Raw genomic sequence first — 20,548 nt, 5'->3', positions numbered from 1 at the left:
TTTAATGTCCCTTTCTTTTATCAATATCCCGGTGGCTGACATGCGTAATATAGCCGGTTGAGAGCTCTTTTGCAAAAAACTCAGCTAATGCTACAGAACGATGCTGCCCTCCAGTACAACCAATTGCTACAACAAGCTGGGATTTCCCCTCTTTTTTGTATTGCGGAAGCATGAATTTTAACAGGTCTAGTACTTTATCATTAAATTTCTGTGTGTCCGACCATTTGAACACATATGAAGCTACATCTTGGTTCAATCCTGTTAGTGGTTGCAGGTTAGCAACATAATGAGGATTTGGTAAAAACCGTACATCAAACACTAAGTCCGCATCAATTGGAAGACCATACTTAAACCCAAAAGATAGGAAATGAACAGAAAAAATTTCTTGCTTTTCTTCCGAGTAGACTTTTAGAATTTTCTCACGAAGATTTCTTGGCTTTAAATTCGTTGTATCTATAATCCGCTGTGCCCGGCCCCGAAGCTCATCCAAAATTTCACGTTCTTTTGTTATACCATTTAACGGAAGTCCTCCTGTGGCTAGTGGGTGTGATCGTCTCGTTTCCTTATATCGTGAAACAAGCGCTTCATCCTTTGCATCCAAAAATAGGATATGCTCATTTAGCCATTCCTCTTGTCCAAGAACATCTAATGCTTCAAATAACGAATCGAAAAATTCACGGCCTCTTAAATCCATTACTAATGCTACTTTACGAATATTGTTCGTGGAATCCTTCATGAGATCTAAAAACTTAGGCAACAATGCTGGTGGAAGGTTATCTACACAATAGTATCCTAAGTCTTCAAAACTTTGTATTGCTACTGTTTTACCAGCTCCAGACATACCTGTAATAATAACCATGTTTGTTTCCTGGTCGATATTCATTAAGTATCTCTCCTTCTTATACATAAAAGGATGTTTGGGTCTGCTAATTCCTTTTGTATTCCATCTATAACTAAGATATGCTGAGGCCAATATCTTACATTCATGATTAACTAACTATTATTTAAGTACTTACTTTCATTATACTATGAACGAAACCTTTCCAACAAGGATAGAAAAAAAGAGTATTTTTGACAAATATGGACAAACTTACACTCAAAAAAAAACACAGGTGATATACACCTGTGCAATAAACTAATTTATCTATTAAAAGGGGGTCAATTAGTTATTTATAGTGTACCCCATTTATGTTGCGAACGTATTACAACACCATTAAGAAGCAGTTACTAATAGTAAATTTTTTTACACATATATTATTTATTTGCTGTTTTCAACTTTTCTGCAAGGTCTTCAACATATTTAATCGCGGCTTCTGCTGCAATACTTCCATCACCAGTAGCTGTCACAATTTGTCGAAGTGTTTTTTCACGAATATCCCCCGCCGCAAAAATTCCCGGAAGCTTTGTTTCCATATTTTCATTCGTTGGAATATAGCCTTCACCATTTGTAATACCAAGTGATTTAAACGGCTCACTAAGTGGAACCATCCCAATATATACAAACACGCCGTCAGCCGCAAATTCCGATACTTCACCAGTGTTTTTATTTTCCAAGGTTACACTGCTTACTTTCCCTTCAGGACCATTAATTGTATTCACAACAGTATCCCAAATGAAATCAATTTTGTCATTATCGAATGCGCGTTCTTGAATAATTCTTTGAGCACGAAGCTCATCACGACGGTGTATAATCGTTACTTTATCAGCAAATCGAGTCAAGTAAATTCCTTCTTCAACTGCTGAGTCTCCTCCGCCAATTACGGCAAGATTTTTCTGTTTAAAGAAAGCCCCATCACATACAGCACAATAAGACACACCGCGTCCTCCAAGTTCTTCTTCACCTTGGATACCTAATTTCTTGTATTGTGCTCCAGTTGCAATAATAATAGCTCGCGTTTGAAACTCTTTGTTACTAGTGACAATTGTTTTATAATCGCCATGGTCAATGACCTCTTTAATATCGCCATAAGCATATTCAGCACCGAATTTTTTGGCGTGCTCAAACATCTTATTCGATAAATCTGGCCCTAAAATATGATCATAACCGGGATAGTTTTCCACATCTTCTGTGTTCGCCATTTGTCCACCAGGGATACCACGCTCTAGCATTAACGTATCTAAATTTGCACGAGAAGCATAAACGGCAGCAGTCATTCCCGCTGGTCCAGCTCCTGCGATAATCACATCATACATTCGTTCTTCGGACATTAAAATCGCCCCTTCAATTCATATATATTTTTATCATATTCAGTGTATAAAATCCTGCAACGTCCGTCTATCTTTCTGCTCAAGGAGTCACTACTTAACTCCATGGTCCGTCTTCTTTTGAAAGCGTGGGATGCTTTTTGCAGCCTTCTTCCCACAGTGCTAGTGCTTTACTTGGGTCTCCAGTTTGATATGCGGATACACTGTACCATTTATAATAAGACAGATGGTTTTTCACCTTTTCTTTCGTTAACGTACGAAAACGAGAGAAAGCTTCTTCATGATTTCCAGTTCTTGAAAATGTTACTGCGATTCGCAGCTTCTGCTGTTCATGAATGGGATATATATTTTTTAATACATGTATATGTTTTTCATAATTCTGTTTCTCATTCATTTCATAATAAAATAAAGCTAGATTAATGTGACTGTACAATGCATTCGGATCCTCATTTAGCATATCTAGCTCCAGCTGTACGGCTTCCTGTTGCTTACCAGTAAAAAACAATGCATGTGTATAATCATGCTGTGCCATTGTGTATTCTGGAAAAAGGATTTTCATCTCTTCAAGAAGAGGCATTGCTTTATCCCATTCCTTATTTTCCATATGATAAAACACTGTTTCCTGTAAAATTAACAGTTCATCTTCATCCTCAAAAAACCAGTCTTCATCTTCTTCATCGTCGTCGATATCAAGCACTTCAATTAAACTTTTTGCTTCCTCGCTAAAATCTCCATCTGGTTCTTTTTCCAAATAAGAGTTAGCATACTTTTTGGCATCATTTAAAAGTCCGAGATGTGCATAATTGTTCGCTATTAAATAATAACAATCAATATAGTCGCTGGATTGTAATACATTGGTAAGTAGTTGGTTCGCTGTATGATAAGCACCAGTTTCCGTATATATAATCGACATTTGACATTTATATAATGGTTCATTAGGATTTTGCTCAATCGCTTTATTCAGCCATTTTATCGCTACATCAAACTTTCTTTTTTGAAAAGCTTCTACACCTTTCGTAAAATAAAATTCACTTTCAGGGATAAAAGGGATGATCTTATTTGATTTCATTTCCTTATTCTTCTTCACGTGCATAGGTCTCCCCCTAAATTCGCAACATCCGACAAAATTATACCATAGATTGAGGGCTATTCCTATAAGATTGGAAGAAATCTGGAACTATATTCTCCGTTTTAAGAAAAATGTCGAATAAAACGTTGTTCTACTAACTAAAATGTCTAGGCATCAAGAAGAAAATCGCAAACTTTCTGTTAGTGACGTACGAAGCTGAGGGAAGTCCCGCTCCGGCTTTAGTGCTTTGTGAACGTGACTGTTAGCGTACCTTAAGTTATCCACAGCATTTAAATTTTATCATTTCCTGTAATAAAAAAAGCCAACCAAGGTTGACTTTTTAATGATTATTGTACTGCTGTCACAGCTTCCATGATCGCATCATCCAATTCTTTCGTATAGTCCGATTTTTGCTCTGCATTCCATGTAAAAGCTTTCGCCATATAGTCAATTACTGGTTGCTTGTGTAATTTAGCCCAATCGATATCAAAAAATAATGCCCCTGTACGTCTTACAAAAAAGTCTATCGGTTTGTAGGTCATTTCGTAATCCATTGCATAGATCAATTCCGCAAACACGATTGGATCGATACCCTCTTGCTCTGCCACTTCAATGTTGTTTTGATAGGTTTGAAAAAGAATATCTACATTGGATCCGTACCTCGCTATCAGCTTTTCAACTGCTTCCTTTTCAATTTCCAATTCCAATCCTTCCTCTAACTTATTCTTTTTAAATTGTTGGAATCCGCTTGATCCCCCTACATCTCCACCGGATATCGGAAGATGTTTCGTTTCACAAGCAGAGTAAAGCACATCATTTTCATTTTTAAATTGATCCGCAAGCAAATCCACAGCTTCTTTTGCCATTTTTCGATAACCTGTCAGTTTACCGCCCGCCATTGAAATTAATCCAGTTTCAGAAATAAATATTTCGTCCTTACGTGATATTTCACTTGGACTGTTCGCCCCTTCTTCTGCAATAAGCGGTCTGAGTCCTGCCCAGCTCGATTCAATTTGATCAGCCTTTATTTTCATAGATGGGAACATATATTCAATTGCATCTAGCAAATATTCCCGATCCGCTACTGTTACAAGCGGATGAGCAATTGTTCCACTGTATGTCGTATCAGTTGTACCAACATATGTCTTCTTATCACGTGGGATTGCAAAAATCATTCGACCGTCTGGAGCATCAAAATAAATAGCATTTTGCAGCGGAAAGTCCTGCTGCGAAAAGACGAGATGGACTCCTTTTGTTAAATGTAATGACTTTCCTTGCTTTGATCCATCCATTTCTCGAACTTCATCGACCCATGGACCCGCAGCACTAATTATTTTTTTAGCGAAAATTTTATACATTTTTCGATTTAATTGATCTTCCACTACAACTCCAACTACTTTTGATTGCTCATAAATAAAATCAGTGACCTTTGCATAGTTTACTGCCTGTGCTCCGTGTTCAACTGCCTTTTTCATTACTTCCATCGTCAGTCTTGCGTCATCTGTTTTATACTCCACATAATAGCCGGCCCCTTTTAATCCTTCCTTTTTTAAAAGAGGTTCTTTCTGTAATGCCTGCTCTTGGTTTAACATTTTTCTTCGTTCCGTTTTTTTAACACTTGCTAGAAAATCATACACTCTTAATCCTATATTACTTGTGAACGGACCAAGCGTACTCCCTTTATGGAATGGGAGAAGCATCCACTCTGGTGTTGTCACATGCGGGCCATTTTCATACACTATTGCACGCTCTTTCCCTACATCTGCAACCATTTTTATTTCAAACTGCTGCAAATAGCGCAATCCACCATGGACAAGTTTCGTTGATCGGCTTGAAGTTCCAGCAGCAAAGTCCTGCATTTCCACTAAACCGGTTTTCATTCCCCTAGTAACTGCATCGAGAGCAATTCCAGCGCCCGTAATACCACCACCAATTACAAGAACATCTAACGCTTCATTTTCTAATTTATTCAACGTAGCATCTCTTTTAAAACTTGAAAATAATGTCATGTTTACACGCTCCCTTAAAACTTCTGTTATTCTAGCTAGCTATACCCGTTTAACTCATCAATCATGTGATAAAGTGAAACTTCATTTAGTGGAATTCCTTCCACCCCTACTAAATGTTAGCACCATAATAGAGACCAGCAGGCCCTTGAACGGAATCATGAATTTACGAGCAGTTTATAACACCTACACAATCTTTTGTTCTGTCACGCATAGATGTGGGGTACTTCAGCCCGTTAATGTGTGAAAAAAATAAAAAAACCGCAAACATACTAATGCATCCATGCACTAGTCGTCTGCGGTTCTCCATTTCTCCGTCCAATACGTATTAACTTAATTACATCATAGCATATTCAAGCTGCCATGTACAGTAATTAGCTGTCTTTCTTAAAAAAAGTTAAAACGCTTTCTCGACAGCATCATAAACCTCTTTCAAACTTTTCCCCATTCCCGATTCCACAGCTCCCACATAGGATCCTTCTACCAATGGAGCTTCTGATAGTATTATCTCAATAGATTCTGCCATTTCAATCGCTATTTCAGCATTCATTTTTGCACTTCCGATATCATAAAAAAGCAATACACCCTTTCCATAATCAGCACGATGGATAGATTCCATAATCTTTTCAATGCTTGTTCCAATTTCATTTTCTTCTGTACCACCAGCAGTTTCAATTGGAACATCTGTGATCACTTGGGAAATAAGCTCCTTCAAGCCTTCAGCTATTTTGGAACTATGAGAGATTAACACAATACCAACACGTTCCATCTTAACCTTCCCCCTTGATTACTTCTGACAATGCTTCAAATATATAAAACGAAGATGCCGCACCAGGATCAATATGTCCAATCGATTTCTCTTTGAAATAAGACGCTCTTCCTTTCGTAGCCGTTATTTCTTTTGTTTGCTCCATTGCCTTTTTAGCGGTTTGAGCAACCTCGTCTGCTTGAACAATAGTCGTACCTTTAAAATAATCCACTACCGGAGACCATACATCAACCATTGTCTTTTCCCCTGTTGCTGCTTTACCACGCTGTATAATGCCAGCAAGTGCGTCTTCCATTCCCTTTGTAAATGCATCCTGACTAATTGGATCTATTCCTTTCACTCTCATTGAAAAGCGTAGGAAAGCAGTACCAAACAACGGTCCGGAAGCCCCGCCGACTTTTGACATTAACGTCATTGCTGTATCCTTTAATACATCAGAAACTGTATCATACTGTTTCGATTTCACTTGATTTACTACTTCTTGGAATCCTCGTGACATATTAATGCCATGGTCGCTATCTCCGATTGCTTGGTCTAAAGCTGTTAAATAATCTTTATTTTGCTGTATTTTTTCATTTGATTTTTCGAGCCACTGAATTGTATCCTCTACTTGAAGTTCCACCATATACCTCCTAATTACGAAATGCTGGTGCTTCTGATTTTGCATTTAGCAGTTCTTTTAATTCATCATCCAATTTCAATAACGTAACAGAGCAACCTGTCATCTCGAGTGCTGTCATATATTCACCAACAAAGGTTTTATAAATCTGTATACCCTTTTCAGTCAAAAGCTGGTTAACTTTTTTATTAATAATGTATAATTCCATTTCTGGAGTAGCTCCCAACCCATTAACCATAATTGCTACTTCCTCATTATTATTTAAATTCATATCCGCTAAAATCTTTTCTGTTAATTCCGAGGCGATTTCATCCGCTGTCGTTATCGGTTTTCTTTCAATTCCAGCTTCACCGTGAATTCCAATTCCAATTTCCATTTCATCTTCTGCAAGTTGGAAGCTCGGTTTACCCGCTGCCGGCACAGTACATGGTGTTAAAGCCATTCCAATCGAACGGATATTGCCTGCTGCTTTCTCAGCTACGGTTTTGACTTCTTCCAGTGTTGCACCATGCTCTGCCTTAGCGCCGACAATTTTATGAACTAAAACAGTTCCAGCAATCCCCCTTCTCCCTATAGTAAATGAACTATCTTCCACTGCCACATCATCATTGACAATGACCTTGTCCACTTGAATCCCATCAGCTTCAGCTAATTCCATTGCCATTTCAAAATTAAGTACATCTCCTGTGTAGTTCTTAATAATTAGGAATACACCGTTTCCACCATCAACAGCTTTTATAGCTTCATATATTTGATCCGGTGTAGGCGATGTAAATACTTCGCCAAGTACAGCAGCATCTAGCATTCCTTTTCCTACATAACCAGCATGGGCTGGTTCATGCCCACTGCCTCCTCCACTAACTAAACCTACTTTACCTTGTACTGGAGCTTCACTCCTCGTAATGGCAGTAGTTCCCGAAATTTGTTTTAATTCATTTGGATAAGCGGCAATCATCCCCTCTATCATGTCTTGCACTACCTGGTTCGGATCATTTATAATTTTTTTCATGTTTTCCTTACCTCCTCGTCCATGCATCTTAATTAATGGAGTATAAAGAGACCAGATTCCATGATAAGAACTGATCTCTTTATTCACTACCCTACCTATTATTTAAACGATCTCGTTGCTTCTACTGCCTTTTTCCAGCCAATGTACAGATCTTCTCTTCTTTCTTCATCCATGTTATTTTCAAACGTGCGATCATTTAACCATTGCTCTTTGATTTCATCCTTGTCTTTCCAGTATCCAACAGCCAGACCTGCAAGATAAGCCGCTCCTAAAGCCGTTGTTTCTTGGACAACAGGACGCTCTACAGAAACACCGAGCATATCACTTTGAAATTGCATTAAGAAATCATTTTTGACTGCCCCGCCATCAACCCGTAATGTTTTTAAATCAATATCAGAATCTGCAATCATAGCATCAAGCACATCCTTTGTTTGATATGCAAGTGATTCCAATGTTGCTCGAATAAAATGTTCTTTTGTCGTACCACGTGTAAGACCAAAAACTGCACCTCTCGCATCGCTGTCCCAATAAGGTGTGCCTAGTCCTACAAACGCTGGAACCATATAAACACCGTCTGTTGAGTCAACTCTTGTTGCAAATGCTTCACTATCCGGGCTTGATTCAATCAACTTCAGCCCGTCGCGAAGCCATTGAATAGCAGAACCAGCAACAAAAATACTACCTTCTAAGGCATACTCTACTTTACCATCAACACCCCAGGCTAAGGTTGTCAACAATCCATGCTCAGATTTTACAGCTTTTTCTCCAGTATTCATTAACATAAAACAACCAGTTCCATACGTATTTTTCGCCATTCCTTTATCAAAGCATGCCTGACCGAATAGCGCTGCCTGCTGATCACCAGCAATACCTGCAATTGGCACCTCCTGTCCAAAGAAATGATACCCAACCGTTGTAGCATAAACTTCTGATGACTCGTGGACTTCAGGAAGCATTGATTTAGGTACTGTCAAAATCTCCAGTAATTCATCATCCCATTTGAGATCATAAATATTGAATAATAATGTTCTGGATGCATTGGAGTAATCTGTAATATGCGCTTTACCACCTGAAAGCTTATACACTAGCCAACTATCAATTGTTCCAAATAATAGATTGCCAGCTTCTGCTTGTTCTCTTGCTCCTTCCACATTATCCAAAATCCATTTCACCTTAGTTCCAGAAAAATAAGGATCAATTAATAATCCTGTTTTATCTCGAATTAATTCCTCATGCCCTTGTTCTTTCAATTCTCTGCAGATAGCCTCTGTTTGACGTGATTGCCACACAATCGCCTTATAGATAGGTTTACCTGTCGTTTTGTCCCATACCACCGCTGTTTCCCGTTGGTTCGTAATCCCAATACCTGCAACTTGTTCTGGATTGATATCGGCTTTTCGCAATACATCAGCTATACATGCAAGCACTGATGTCCAAATCTCATTTGCATCATGTTCAACCCAGCCAGGCTTTGGAAAGAACTGCTCAAATTCCCTTTGAGCAGTTTCCACAATTTCTCCTTTTTGATTAAATAGAATCGCCCGCGAACTTGTTGTACCTTGATCTAATGATAAAATAAATTCTCCAGTCATTTTATATCCCCCTATACTATTTTTTTATTTAATTCATCTTCAGCTGAGTCATTTTTCTTCAATTCTATATTAGTTGCCCCAATTATAAGTATGACAACAAAACCACTCATTATCCAGAATAGTGCTGAAAAATTTCCAAGAAATATCGCTTGATAAAATACTGCACCATACACACCGCCAAGAATTGGTCCTGCTACAGGAATCCATGCATATCCCCAGTCTGAACTACCTTTTCCAGGTATCGGAAGAAGTGCATGTGCAATTCTCGGTCCAAGGTCACGAGCTGGATTAATCGCATAACCAGTTGCTCCACCTAAAGACATCCCAATCGCGACAATCAATGCTCCAACAATCAATGGATTTAATCCTTCCGTAAATTCATTGGCACCGATAAACATAAGACCAAGTAATAAAACAAACGTACCAATCATCTCACTTAGTAAATTGGAAAAAGGACTTCTGACTGCTGGATCTGTTGCAAATACAGCTAGCTTTGCACCTTGGTCTTTTGTTTCTCTCCAATGTGGCAGGTAATTCAGAAATACGATTACTCCGCCAATAAAGGCGCCAATCATTTGAGCGCTTACATACATCGGAACCTTTGCCCAAGGAAATTCCCCAGCAGCAGCAAAGCCAATCGTCACTGCAGGATTTATATGTGCACCTGTAAAGTTTCCAACTGCATATACCCCCATTGCAACAGCTAGCCCCCAACCAATAGTGATGAGTACCCACCCAGTTCCTTCAGCTTTTGATTTTTTTAAAACAACTCCTCCTACAACTCCGCCACCAAAGATAATCAGGATCATGGTACCAATCAGTTCAGCGACAAACTCAGACATAAGAACACCCCTTTTTATGTTTTTAATCTCATAGACAGGTTAATTCAGCGCACTAAAAAAACCCACACTTCAATAAACATACTTTTCTTTTAGAAAGGTACGATTGAAATGTAGGTCTCCTAGTCTCCACCACATCATTAACTTGTCTTCTTATATTAACCGATATTGGAAGCGTTGTCAACAGGGTTATTTATTTTTATAACAGTTAAGCTTAACTGTTATAAAAATAAATAAGCTCATACCATTCGTTAATTCAACATTACTAGTTGAAATAAACTGTTAACTAATCTGCAATTATGGTTTGTGCGTGTAGAATGATGACTCCCGCGGGAACAACACTGTTTGAAGATCCCGGAAAGTGGTTTACTCGAGGAGGGCTGACGCCGTGCCCCGAGGTGTGCAACCGCACGAAGCGCTCCCGGACGGTAAGATTTATTCATACCACAATAGGTAGTCCGTAGGTTATATCTTGTATAATGGTTCTAATAAAAACCAGCTTTATTTTTTAAAATGTCAAGCGAACATTTTAACTATGACCTCAAATCGATTTATAAACACTGCTATTTGTACCAGAGGCTTGTTTTCGAAGTTGATACCGCAATTGCCCCCGCATCGAAAGCCGCTTGGACTTCCTCTTTTGTTGTAATCAAGCCTCCAGCAATAACTGGTAGCTTTGTTTGTTCATATATCTGATGAATGACACTTGGCATCAATCCTGGTAATACTTCAATACAATCTGGCTGAAACCGGCTGATAAGCTTTAAGTTTTGATCCAGAGCCAAACTATCCAACAAAAACATGCGCTGAATCGCTAACAGCTTCTGTTTCTTTGCAAGCTGAATAATATTGCCCCTCGTCGATAGAACACCATCTGGCTTCACTTCTCGAATTAAGAACTCCATGCCATACTCATCCGATTTTAAGCCTTGTATCAAATCAAAATGAACCAATACCTGTTTATTTGCTCGCTTTGCGTAAGCAACAAGGCTCTTTAATTGAGCAAGTCGCGACTCGAGAATAACGATGAAATCTTGGTTCGTTTCTAGCGCTTTATCAAAATCTTTCATTTTTCGAACTGCGGGTAATATTCCCGTTGGTACATTCAAATTGTCACCTGCTTTACCATTCATCTTGATTTCGGTTTTCCAATTCTTCTTTGGTATAAATTAACCGCATCGGATTTCCACCAACAAACGCTCCAGCAGGAACATCCTTATGCACAAGTGTCCCTGCCGAAATGATTGCATGATCACCAATCGCGACCCCTGGAAGAATCGTCGAATTGGCGCCGATCATTACTTCATCACCAATTTTCACGTCACCAATTCGATATTCTTTTATTAGATATTCATGTGCTAAAATCGTTGTATTATAGCCAATGATACTATTACGACCAACTGAAATTCTCTCTGGAAACATAATATCAGGCATAACCATTAACGCGAAGGAGGTCTGTTTCCCAACCTCCATTTTTAAAAACGTACGATAAAGCCAATTCTTCATGCTTAAAAATGGCGTGTATCTTGCAAGCTGAATAATAATGAAATTTTTAACAACCTTCCAAAATGGAACTGTCTTGTAGATTTGCCATAATGAATTTGAACTTTCTACTTTAAATCGTTCCGTTTTACGCATCGCTTACACTCCTACAATTTTTAGCAAATCGGTCATCTCGTCTAGCATATAGGTTGGTTCATATGTTATAAGCCTTTCTTTACCCTTAGCAGACCAAGCCACACCTGCTGTCATAACTCCCGCATTTTTTCCCGATTCAATATCATGATGATTATCTCCTACCATCAATGTTGTGTTTGCACTAGCTCCTAATGCTTCCATTGCTTTAAGCACTGGTTCTGGATGTGGCTTCGGGTTTGTAACATCGTCGAAAGTAATTACCGTTTTAAAAAAGCGATCTAAACCAGTCAATTTTAATCCCATATGCACGCCTTTGGACATTTTCGTCGATACAACACCAAGTTGGATCTTCTGCTTGTGTAATTGCTCTATTGTCTCCAACACTTGTGGAAATGCTGTTACATAATTATCATGTTCGGCCAAATTATGCTTTCTATAGGTTGTCAGCATACTGTCTGCTTTTATTGGATCGATCATTTGGAACGTTTCAATTAAAGGTGGACCGTTAAATTCCAGTATCTCCTCATGCGTAAATGTTAAATTATATTGCTCAAAAGTATGTAGGAAGGATGCATTAATTAACGCATTTGTATCAATTAATGTACCATCCAGATCAAAGAGTATTGTATGAATGTTCATGTGGTGTTTCCTTTCTATTCTTACTTTCTTTACTGTTCCAAATATAAGCGACAATCATTGTAAGAACAATTGCAGTTGTTAAGCGTATAACTAGGAGTGGCCAAACGGGTATGCCAAGAGGGATAAATACAAGCGTGTCCTCTACAACCGCATGACAAGAAACAAGGAAAATGAGCGCCAAATACATATCTTTTTTTGATACTCCATCCTCTTTTACTGCTTGAATCATTAACCCAGCACCAAAAGCTAATCCAACTGTAAGACCAGCAATCATTGTCATGGATGTGTTTTTGTTCATCCCTAGCAATTTCATAAATGGAGCAAGCATGTTAGACATTGCTGTAAGCAAGCCTTTCTCACGCATCACTTGGATAATAATCATTAATGGAATCACAATCAATGCTAACTGAAGTATAGCTAATAGTGCTGTTTGCATTCCATGCAACGCAATTTCAACCCAACCATTCAATACAACCTCAGATGATGAGACAAACCCATATTGCGCTAATTCTGCTCCACCATTCCATACAAGATTAATAACAAATGCTGAAGCGAGTGCAAGACCTAGTCGCAGCCCTACTATTAACCACCAATTAACACCGACCTTCGTCGCCACAGCAGATTCGACAAATAAATTATGAGAAAAGGAAAGCATCATAGCCATTATAAATACTTCTTTTACTGTAAAATCAAATGAAATAATCGCTGCTATCCCAGCATATAAATTTAATGTGTTTCCAAGCACTAAAGGAACTGCAGCTTCTCCTGGGAGACCAATCATTCCCATTGCCGGGGTTAATAATTGGATAACCCACGGCAAAACAGGTGTAAACTGCAGAATTGTAACTATTAATGTAATTGGAAATATCACCTTTCCCAGGGTCCACGTTGTTTTCAAGCCTTGTTGTAAACCCCGGTTTAACATTCCGGTCATTCCGTAACCCTCTCTTTCAAAATGGTGGAACTGTGTTATTTTTTCTTCTTTTTACGCGGCTTTTTCTTATGGGTATTCTTTTTGTCTGCAATTGGAACATCAAGATATCGAACCGTTGTTGTCTTGCGACGATAAATAATTAAAATAATCGATGCAACGATAATTACGATCGATATTGCCTGAGCTGTACGAAGTTCCCCGAAAACATATAAACTGTCTGTTCGCAGTCCTTCGATAAAGAACCTGCCGATCGAATAAAGAATTGCATAACTCAAGAAAATTTCACCACGTAATGGATTATATTTTCGCATTAAAATTAGAATCGTAAACACAACTATATTCCAAAATGATTCATATAGAAATGTCGGATGATACATAACTCCATTAATCGTCATCTGATTCATAATAAAGTCAGGTAAGTATTGGTGAAAGCTTTCATATGTAGCTTGGGAAATTGGTCCTCCATGTGCTTCCTGATTCATAAAGTTTCCCCAGCGGCCAATTGCCTGAGCAAGAATTAAGCTTGGAGCGATAATATCAGCTAACTGCCAAAAAGATATATTCCTTACTCTTGAGAATACAATTGCTGTTAACACGCCACCAATAATCGCACCATGGATAGCAATGCCACCTTCCCAAATGGCAAACACCTTCCACCATGGACCATTTACATAGTTCTCCCACTCAAATGTAACATAGTAGATTCTTGCAAAAATAATTGCGATTGGGACGGCAAACACGATGAAATCAATTATTAAATCCTTCTGTAATCCAAGACGGTTTGCTTCTTTGGTTGCCAAATAAACTCCTAATATTGCACCAAAAGCGATAATAATTCCATACCAATAGATCGTAAATGGGCCTAATTCAAGAAATACCCTATCTAAGGGAACTGCTGTCAAAATCAACTCAATTCACTCCTATTCACCGAGATTTTTTTCGTTTTCAATCATCATCGTTAACCGCTCTGAAAATTCCTCAGCAGCATTTACGCCCATCCGCTTCAAACGAAAATTCATTGCTGCTACCTCGATAATTACAGCAAGATTTCGTCCTGGTCGAACAGGTATTGTTGCCTTCGGTAAATGGACATCCATGATTTTCATTGTATCCTCATCGAGACCGAGACGATCATATTGCTTCTTTTCATCCCAGTTTTCTAGGTTAATTACCATCGAGATCCTTTTATTGCTACGTACAGAACCAGCTCCGAAAAGGGTCATCACATTAATAATCCCTAATCCACGAATCTCAAGTAAGTGCTCAATAAGTGGTGGTGCGTTTCCAACTAAGCTCTCATAGTCTTCCTGGTGAATTTCTACATTATCATCTGCTACAAGACGATGTCCCCGCTTAATAAGCTCTAATGCGGTTTCACTTTTCCCTACCCCACTCTGTCCAATAATGAGAACACCGACACCATAAATATCGATTAACACACCATGGATTGCTGTTGAAGGGGCAAATTTTTCTTCTAAATAATTCGTAAGTCTGCTTATAACTCGAGTTGTTTTTCGCGGCGAGTGTAAAATCGGCACGCCTGCTTTATTTGCTTCTTCCATTAACACTTGCGGGACAGTCATCCCTCTTGTAACAACAATTCCAGGAGTAATATCCGTGCATAGATTTTCTGCTCGGCTCCTTTTCTCATCATCCGATAATTCCAGAAAATACGTCATTTCAGTTTTTCCTATCAATTGTAGACGTTCCTTCGGATAGTATCTGAAATAACCTGTCATCTCTATACCAGGTCGAGATATATCACTTGTAATAATCTCTCTATTAATTCCATCCTCACCTGCTACAAGTGTTAGGTTAAAGTTGTCTAATAAGTCACTTGTACGAACAATCGCTGCCATAATCTAATGCTCCTCCAATCATTTGGACGCTAACTGATATACATTTTAGCATATGAAACGAAAAAAACGTAGGCTGAGACCTACGTTTTTATCTATTTAACGAATCTTTTACTAAACTATTTAATAGCATATTTAGCAATGAAATAATAATTGATGCTATCATTGCTGTTCCGAATCCTTCAATTACAAAAGAAGCCCCCATTAATGACTGCGTGATCATTAAGGTAATTGCATTTATGACAACCAAGAACAATCCAAATGTAATGATCGTGATTGGCAATGTTAAAATGATTAATAACGGCTTTATGAACACATTTAATATAGATAAAATGAAACTTGCAATTAACGCTGTTCCAAAACCATCTAATTGAAACGATTGAAATAACTCGGCAACAGCAATTAAAGCAACAGCATTAAGTATAAGAGATATAATCCAGCGTTTAAACATTAATAAATCTCCACATCTTTCGGTACAATCATCATAGCAACAAGATATGCCACTGCAAATGTCATAAAGCTTGGAATTAGTAACAATATAAAGGCTAACCTCAGAATTGTTGCATCAACATTAAAGTAGTCACCAATTCCACCAAGTACACCGCCAACCATGCGATTAGAAGTGGAGCGATATAATTTCTTCATAAATTATCATCCTTCCATATATAATCTTTACCCATTCCCATTCACCATCTAACATATATACGGTGCAGAAAGGAAAAAGGTTTCTTTTCTGCAGTTTAAACGCAATATTACCATTTATTTGTTGTTCATTTTGAAAACACCCTGCTATATATATATGCAAGGGTGTTTGTCTTCACGTTATTATTATTTACTTCGTTCCATCACTTTAAACGAAACCATCATTTCATATGTGCTGTAAATCTCTAATTAGTGAAATCCCAGCGATAAAAATGCTCTTTACTAAATCTTTTTTTAATATCTTCTTGTACTTCACTTTCTAAACTATCTACATGTTTAAACTGACCAAGAACTCCTGCTGCTTGCGAATCATGGCAAAAAATAGCTTCCATTTTTTTATCAAAGTAATTCGTAATATCATTGATTATATCGGGATTTCCAAGTACGTCCATATAGTTATTCGAGATTGCCTGAGCCCAGACTTCTGGTCGTTCAGACGGATCCATTAACTGTACAGCTTCAATTGCTGCAGCACCTAGTGCGTTATGATCTGGATGTACTGCATAATCAGGATAATGGGTAATCACGAGTGTTGGCTTGAGTTCCTCAAGAAGCTGTTTTAAATGTAATGCTACTTCTCTTCTATCCTCAAATTCCAGAGTTTTATCACGGTAACCAAGCATTTTGACTTCCATATCCAATACGCGGCAAGCATTAAGCAGCTCAACTTTTCGTATTTCGGGCAATGTTTCGCGATTCGCAAATGGTGGATTGCCCATGTTCCTTCCCATTTCTCCTAATGTACCACAGAGATAGGTTACTGGTACTCCCTGTTCTCGAAATTTTAAAATCGTTCCAGCCGCTCCAAACGATTCATCATCTGGATGCGGATAAATGACTACCACATGCTTTTCCATATTTATTCACCTGATTCCAATTATTATTTTTCATGCGTTAGTGTTGTTGATACTTGATCAAAAGATATAGGCTGCGAACTAACTTCTCTCCATTTTTCTTCAAGAGTGTGCAATAATCGCCGCCCGGGATCGCTTCGGGCGGATGCGCACCTTAGGGCACGGCCTCAGCCTCTCCGGAAGAAAACCACTCCCTACGAGTCTTCAGACACGTGCTGTTCCCGCAGGAGTCACCGCCCTCCGCTCACCCGGACTGGTCTGAGCAACGTTACTGTTTGATGAACTATTTTAGCAATAGACAGTGAGCCAAATCTAGTGGAGGAAATACACGTAGGTTCCTCTGGCCACGGAAAGCGAAGTGTATTTCCGGAGCGGGTTTACGCTCTTACCATAATTGCCCATTACATCGCAGTTTCCTTCAACTACGAAGTTTAATAGCTAAAAGGCGTTTCACTGATTTGTAAGGAAACCATTAATCTACCTTCACGATCATGGCCGGCAAGTAATAGTTTCGTATCTTCATGCATGGCCCAATCAGTTAAACCTTCTGCATAAATCCAACCCGTATCCATTTTTAACCCGGCACGATACACACTTCCATCTCCAACAATCTTCGCTTGCTCAAATGTTACTTGCGCATTACGCATATATACACCTACATTATAGGCTGCTTTATTTATATGGTTTGCATACGCTCCATTCGTTGTCTCCAAATGAACATAAACTTTTTTATTTATAAACTGAGTTAGAATATGCTGTACATTATCAATCTCTATCGGCTTCATTATACAATCCTCCAATTCTCTATTACTACTGTACCGAAACCTTGATAACGCGTCAAATAGGGAGCCTGAAAGTCCGGATTTCAAGTAAAAAAATCACCCTATAGGGTAGACATTTTTTATGTATCTACTCTATTGGGTGCAGTTTTTTATTTCGTGCTTATTTTTTCTTTTTCCTCAAGCATGGCTTCCATTCGATTTCGATCACGTTCAAGGACCGTCTTCAAATATTTCCCTGTATAGGATATGTCCGCTTTGTCAGCAATTTCCTCTGGAGTCCCAGTTGCAATAACCTGGCCTCCGCGTGCTCCTCCCTCTGGACCAAGGTCAATTATATGGTCGGCAGTTTTTATGACATCCAGGTTATGCTCGATAATTAAAACAGAATCGCCATTTTCCACTAACCGTTGTAATACTACTAGGAGCCGCTTAATATCATCAGCATGTAACCCTGTTGTCGGTTCGTCCAGAATGTACATTGACTTTCCGTTTGAACGTTTATGAAGCTCACTTGCCAATTTGACTCGTTGCGCCTCTCCGCCTGACAGTGTTGTTGCCGGTTGTCCTAATGTAACATACCCTAAACCAACATCATAAATTGTTTCGAGCTTCCGCTTAATTTTTGGTATCGGGGCAAAAAATTCCACTGCTTCTTCGACCCGCATTTCAAGCACATCTGCTATACTTTTTCCTTTATATTTCACTTCCAACGTTTCACGGTTATATCGCTTTCCATGACACACCTCACATGGGACATAGACATCAGGAAGGAAGTGCATCTCAATTTTAATAATTCCATCACCGCGACATGCCTCACAGCGCCCGCCCTTCACATTAAAACTAAAACGGCCTTTTTTATAACCGCGAACCTTTGCCTCATTCGTTTGCGCATAAACATCCCGGATATCATCAAATACACCCGTATATGTTGCCGGATTTGAACGTGGCGTCCGTCCAATTGGCGATTGATCAATATCGATCACTTTATCAATATGCTCGATTCCTTTTATTTTACGATGTTTTCCAGGCTTATGTTTTGCTGCTTTATAAAGTGACTTTGATAGTGACTTATAGATAATTTCGTTAACAAGTGTACTTTTCCCCGATCCAGATACTCCTGTAACAACCGTCATTAATCCAATTGGTACACTGGCAGAAACATTCTTTAAGTTATTTTCTGTTGCTCCGATCACTTCAATCTTCCGCTTATCGGCTTTTCGACGTTCCATTGGTAATGGAATAAAATCTTTTCCGGATAAGTACCTGCCAGTTAGAGAATCTGGGTTTTTCATGACATTTTCTGGTGTGTTGCTTGCAACAATTTCACCACCATGCTCACCAGCACCCGGGCCAATATCAATCAGCCAATCTGCTGCAAGCATTGTATCCTCATCATGCTCAACAACTATCAGTGTATTATCCAAATCTCGCATTCTTTGCAACGTTTCAATTAAGCGATCATTATCTCGTTGATGCAGCCCAATCGATGGTTCGTCCAGGACATAGAGCACACCAGTAAGTGCTGAGCCAATCTGTGTTGCAAGTCGAATTCGTTGTGCTTCTCCACCAGAAAGTGTTCCAGCAGTACGAGAAAGAGTTAAATAATCCAAACCAACATTATTTAAAAACTCCAGTCTGTTATCAATCTCTTTTAAAATCATTTTTGCTATTTGCTGTTCCTTTTCAGTAAGGTCAATTTTTTTAAAGAATTTCATCGCTTCTACAATAGAAAACTTCGTAACTTCACTCACATGTAAACCATTAATCAAAACAGCTAACGCTTCTTGCTTAAGTCGGTGTCCTTTACATGTTGGACAGTTTTTTTGAGTCATGTATTTTTCGAGTGTTTCTCGAATAAAGTCAGAAGAAGTTTCTTTATAACGGCGCGCTACATTTTTCAACACTCCTTCAAAAAGAATATCCGTATCACGAATATTACCAAACTCATTTTTATAATAAAAATGGATTTTTTCTTTTCCACTACCATTTAAAATCTTATCCATTTTATCTTCTGGAATATCTTTAACCGGTATATCCATGTCAATATCGTAATGCGTACATACACTCTTCAATAGCTGCGGATAGTACTGTGAACTAATTGGCTCCCATGGTGCAATTGCGTTTTCATTTAACGTTTTATCCCAATCAGGTATGACTAAATCCAGATCAACCTCTAATTTTGTTCCTAATCCGTCACAGCTTGTACATGCACCAAACGGACTGTTAAAAGAAAACAGACGCGGCTCTAATTCTCCAATAGAAAAACCGCATATCGGGCATGCATGAAGCTCACTGAAAACAAGCTCCTCCCCATCGATAATATCAACAATAATTCTTCCTTCACCTAATCGAAGTGCAGCTTCAATGGAATCACTTAATCGTCCAGCTATACCTTCTTTTACCACAACCCGATCAATAACGACCTCAATCGAATGCTTTTTGTTTTTTTCAAGTTTGATTTCGTCTGTTACTTCTCGCATCTCTTTATCAACGCGAATTCGGACGTAACCTTCCTGCTTTAGCTTCTCTAATAATTTAACATGCTCCCCTTTTCGTCCAGAAACGACTGGAGCAAGGATTTGCAGCTTTGTTCGTTCTGGATATTCCAAAATCCGATCGACCATTTGCTGGACGGTTTGGGAACTAATTTCAATCCCATGCTTTGGACAGGTTGGTCTTCCAATTCTTGCATATAACAACCGCAAATAATCATATATTTCTGTGACCGTTCCTACGGTTGACCTTGGATTATTGCTCGTTGTTTTCTGATCAATGGAAATAGCTGGCGATAGTCCTTCAATCGAATCCACATCCGGTTTGTCCATCTGACCAAGAAATTGTCTAGCATATGCAGAAAGTGATTCCACATATCGTCTCTGTCCTTCTGCATAAATGGTGTCAAATGCTAAGGAAGACTTACCCGAACCAGATAAACCCGTTAAGACAACGAGCTTATTTTTGGGGATTTCGATATCAACGTTTTTTAAATTATGTGCACGAGCACCTTGAATTTTAATAGTTTTATTAAGCATGAA

At 38.7% G+C, this 20,548-nt stretch carries 20 protein-coding genes; all 20 read right to left on the bottom strand.

The annotated features are described in order from the left end of the window. Position 1: 1 nt before the first annotated feature. The 20 genes from rapZ to uvrA all read right to left on the bottom strand — a co-directional run bounded on the left by rapZ (position 2) and on the right by uvrA (position 20,545). Positions 2 to 883 carry an RNase adapter RapZ gene (rapZ, locus tag D1B32_RS13665; protein ID WP_118889674.1) on the bottom strand — a complete coding sequence of 294 codons (882 nt, stop codon included), beginning with the start codon at positions 881 to 883 and terminating at the stop codon, positions 2 to 4. 371 nt (positions 884 to 1,254) lie between these two features. Then, entirely contained in the window at positions 1,255 to 2,208 is a 954-nt protein-coding gene (gene trxB / locus D1B32_RS13660; protein ID WP_118889673.1) for a thioredoxin-disulfide reductase, read from the bottom strand. Between the two features lie 94 nt (positions 2,209 to 2,302). Then, positions 2,303 to 3,298 (bottom strand): tetratricopeptide repeat protein, encoded by a 996-nt coding sequence (locus D1B32_RS13655; protein ID WP_118889672.1) that lies wholly within the window; start codon positions 3,296 to 3,298, stop codon positions 2,303 to 2,305. A 323-nt stretch (positions 3,299 to 3,621) separates the two neighbouring features. Next, on the bottom strand, positions 3,622 to 5,283 hold the full coding sequence (locus D1B32_RS13650; RefSeq protein WP_118889671.1) for a glycerol-3-phosphate dehydrogenase/oxidase: 1,662 nt from the start codon (positions 5,281 to 5,283) through the stop codon (positions 3,622 to 3,624). A gap of 394 nt (positions 5,284 to 5,677) precedes the next feature. After that, positions 5,678 to 6,049 carry a dihydroxyacetone kinase phosphoryl donor subunit DhaM gene (gene dhaM, locus D1B32_RS13645; RefSeq protein ID WP_095311198.1) on the bottom strand — a complete coding sequence of 124 codons (372 nt, stop codon included), beginning with the start codon at positions 6,047 to 6,049 and terminating at the stop codon, positions 5,678 to 5,680. Position 6,050: 1 nt separating this feature from the next. Continuing rightward, complete coding sequence (gene dhaL, locus D1B32_RS13640; RefSeq protein WP_118889670.1) at positions 6,051 to 6,671, bottom strand: dihydroxyacetone kinase subunit DhaL; 621 nt, start codon at positions 6,669 to 6,671, stop codon at positions 6,051 to 6,053. 10 nt (positions 6,672 to 6,681) lie between these two features. Then, positions 6,682 to 7,677: a dihydroxyacetone kinase subunit DhaK gene (gene dhaK / locus D1B32_RS13635; RefSeq protein WP_095311195.1), complete on the bottom strand. Its 996-nt coding sequence runs from the start codon at positions 7,675 to 7,677 to the stop codon at positions 6,682 to 6,684. Positions 7,678 to 7,775: 98 nt separating this feature from the next. After that, positions 7,776 to 9,269, bottom strand: a complete 1,494-nt coding sequence (gene glpK / locus D1B32_RS13630; RefSeq protein WP_095311193.1) for a glycerol kinase GlpK — start codon at positions 9,267 to 9,269, stop codon at positions 7,776 to 7,778. Between the two features lie 11 nt (positions 9,270 to 9,280). Continuing rightward, positions 9,281 to 10,111 carry an MIP/aquaporin family protein gene (locus D1B32_RS13625; protein ID WP_095311191.1) on the bottom strand — a complete coding sequence of 277 codons (831 nt, stop codon included), beginning with the start codon at positions 10,109 to 10,111 and terminating at the stop codon, positions 9,281 to 9,283. A 560-nt stretch (positions 10,112 to 10,671) separates the two neighbouring features. After that, a complete protein-coding gene (locus tag D1B32_RS13620; RefSeq protein WP_419776322.1) occupies positions 10,672 to 11,241 on the bottom strand; it encodes a glycerol-3-phosphate responsive antiterminator in 570 nt (189 codons plus the stop codon). Then, complete coding sequence (locus D1B32_RS13615; RefSeq protein ID WP_095311190.1) at positions 11,231 to 11,746, bottom strand: acyltransferase; 516 nt, start codon at positions 11,744 to 11,746, stop codon at positions 11,231 to 11,233. Before D1B32_RS13615 ends, D1B32_RS13620 begins: the two co-directional genes overlap by 11 nt. A 3-nt stretch (positions 11,747 to 11,749) precedes the next feature. Continuing rightward, entirely contained in the window at positions 11,750 to 12,385 is a 636-nt protein-coding gene (gene ppaX, locus D1B32_RS13610; protein WP_095311188.1) for a pyrophosphatase PpaX, read from the bottom strand. Beyond that, positions 12,360 to 13,319, bottom strand: a complete 960-nt coding sequence (locus tag D1B32_RS13605) for a nucleoside recognition domain-containing protein (RefSeq protein WP_095311186.1) — start codon at positions 13,317 to 13,319, stop codon at positions 12,360 to 12,362. The genes ppaX and D1B32_RS13605 overlap by 26 nt, the downstream gene beginning before the upstream one ends. Before the next feature lie 35 nt (positions 13,320 to 13,354). Next, complete coding sequence (gene lgt / locus D1B32_RS13600; protein ID WP_118889669.1) at positions 13,355 to 14,227, bottom strand: prolipoprotein diacylglyceryl transferase; 873 nt, start codon at positions 14,225 to 14,227, stop codon at positions 13,355 to 13,357. Positions 14,228 to 14,239: 12 nt separating this feature from the next. After that, positions 14,240 to 15,178, bottom strand: coding sequence for an HPr(Ser) kinase/phosphatase (gene hprK, locus D1B32_RS13595; protein ID WP_095311182.1), 939 nt, complete (start codon positions 15,176 to 15,178; stop codon positions 14,240 to 14,242). Between the two features lie 88 nt (positions 15,179 to 15,266). Then, positions 15,267 to 15,626, bottom strand: a complete 360-nt coding sequence (locus D1B32_RS13590) for a phage holin family protein (protein ID WP_095311180.1) — start codon at positions 15,624 to 15,626, stop codon at positions 15,267 to 15,269. Then, entirely contained in the window at positions 15,626 to 15,820 is a 195-nt protein-coding gene (locus D1B32_RS13585; protein WP_095311178.1) for a PspC domain-containing protein, read from the bottom strand. Before D1B32_RS13585 ends, D1B32_RS13590 begins: the two co-directional genes overlap by 1 nt. Positions 15,821 to 16,062: 242 nt before the next feature. Further along, entirely contained in the window at positions 16,063 to 16,734 is a 672-nt protein-coding gene (gene bshB2, locus D1B32_RS13580; protein WP_095311176.1) for a bacillithiol biosynthesis deacetylase BshB2, read from the bottom strand. A gap of 428 nt (positions 16,735 to 17,162) precedes the next feature. Beyond that, positions 17,163 to 17,516, bottom strand: a complete 354-nt coding sequence (locus D1B32_RS13575; protein ID WP_118889668.1) for a YojF family protein — start codon at positions 17,514 to 17,516, stop codon at positions 17,163 to 17,165. Between the two features lie 146 nt (positions 17,517 to 17,662). Then, positions 17,663 to 20,545, bottom strand: a complete 2,883-nt coding sequence (gene uvrA / locus D1B32_RS13570; protein WP_095311172.1) for an excinuclease ABC subunit UvrA — start codon at positions 20,543 to 20,545, stop codon at positions 17,663 to 17,665. Between the last annotated feature and the right edge of the window lie 3 nt (positions 20,546 to 20,548).

It is taken from the genome of Oceanobacillus profundus (assembly GCF_003515705.1).
Classification (GTDB): domain Bacteria; phylum Bacillota; class Bacilli; order Bacillales; family Amphibacillaceae; genus Oceanobacillus; species Oceanobacillus profundus.
Note: the sequence above shows the minus strand (reverse complement) of the source record. Positions and strands in the feature narration are given on the sequence as shown.

Excerpts from the sequence above, each read along its gene's own strand:
- bshB2 (WP_095311176.1), bottom strand. The coding sequence starts at position 16,734 with ATGGAAAAGCATGTGGTAGTCATTTATCCGCATCCAGATGATGAATCG.
- uvrA (WP_095311172.1), bottom strand. The coding sequence starts at position 20,545 with ATGCTTAATAAAACTATTAAAATTCAAGGTGCTCGTGCACATAATTTA.
- glpK (WP_095311193.1), bottom strand. The coding sequence starts at position 9,269 with ATGACTGGAGAATTTATTTTATCATTAGATCAAGGTACAACAAGTTCG.
- D1B32_RS13585 (WP_095311178.1), bottom strand. The coding sequence starts at position 15,820 with ATGAAGAAATTATATCGCTCCACTTCTAATCGCATGGTTGGCGGTGTA.
- D1B32_RS13620 (WP_419776322.1), bottom strand. The coding sequence starts at position 11,241 with ATGAATGGTAAAGCAGGTGACAATTTGAATGTACCAACGGGAATATTA.
- D1B32_RS13650 (WP_118889671.1), bottom strand. The coding sequence starts at position 5,283 with ATGACATTATTTTCAAGTTTTAAAAGAGATGCTACGTTGAATAAATTA.
- dhaK (WP_095311195.1), bottom strand. The coding sequence starts at position 7,677 with ATGAAAAAAATTATAAATGATCCGAACCAGGTAGTGCAAGACATGATA.
- dhaM (WP_095311198.1), bottom strand. The coding sequence starts at position 6,049 with ATGGAACGTGTTGGTATTGTGTTAATCTCTCATAGTTCCAAAATAGCT.
- D1B32_RS13625 (WP_095311191.1), bottom strand. The coding sequence starts at position 10,111 with ATGTCTGAGTTTGTCGCTGAACTGATTGGTACCATGATCCTGATTATC.
- D1B32_RS13605 (WP_095311186.1), bottom strand. The coding sequence starts at position 13,319 with ATGACCGGAATGTTAAACCGGGGTTTACAACAAGGCTTGAAAACAACG.
- D1B32_RS13615 (WP_095311190.1), bottom strand. The coding sequence starts at position 11,746 with ATGCGTAAAACGGAACGATTTAAAGTAGAAAGTTCAAATTCATTATGG.
- ppaX (WP_095311188.1), bottom strand. The coding sequence starts at position 12,385 with ATGAACATTCATACAATACTCTTTGATCTGGATGGTACATTAATTGAT.
- trxB (WP_118889673.1), bottom strand. The coding sequence starts at position 2,208 with ATGTCCGAAGAACGAATGTATGATGTGATTATCGCAGGAGCTGGACCA.
- hprK (WP_095311182.1), bottom strand. The coding sequence starts at position 15,178 with ATGGCAGCGATTGTTCGTACAAGTGACTTATTAGACAACTTTAACCTA.
- D1B32_RS13575 (WP_118889668.1), bottom strand. The coding sequence starts at position 17,516 with ATGAAGCCGATAGAGATTGATAATGTACAGCATATTCTAACTCAGTTT.
- D1B32_RS13655 (WP_118889672.1), bottom strand. The coding sequence starts at position 3,298 with ATGCACGTGAAGAAGAATAAGGAAATGAAATCAAATAAGATCATCCCT.
- D1B32_RS13590 (WP_095311180.1), bottom strand. The coding sequence starts at position 15,626 with ATGTTTAAACGCTGGATTATATCTCTTATACTTAATGCTGTTGCTTTA.
- rapZ (WP_118889674.1), bottom strand. The coding sequence starts at position 883 with ATGAATATCGACCAGGAAACAAACATGGTTATTATTACAGGTATGTCT.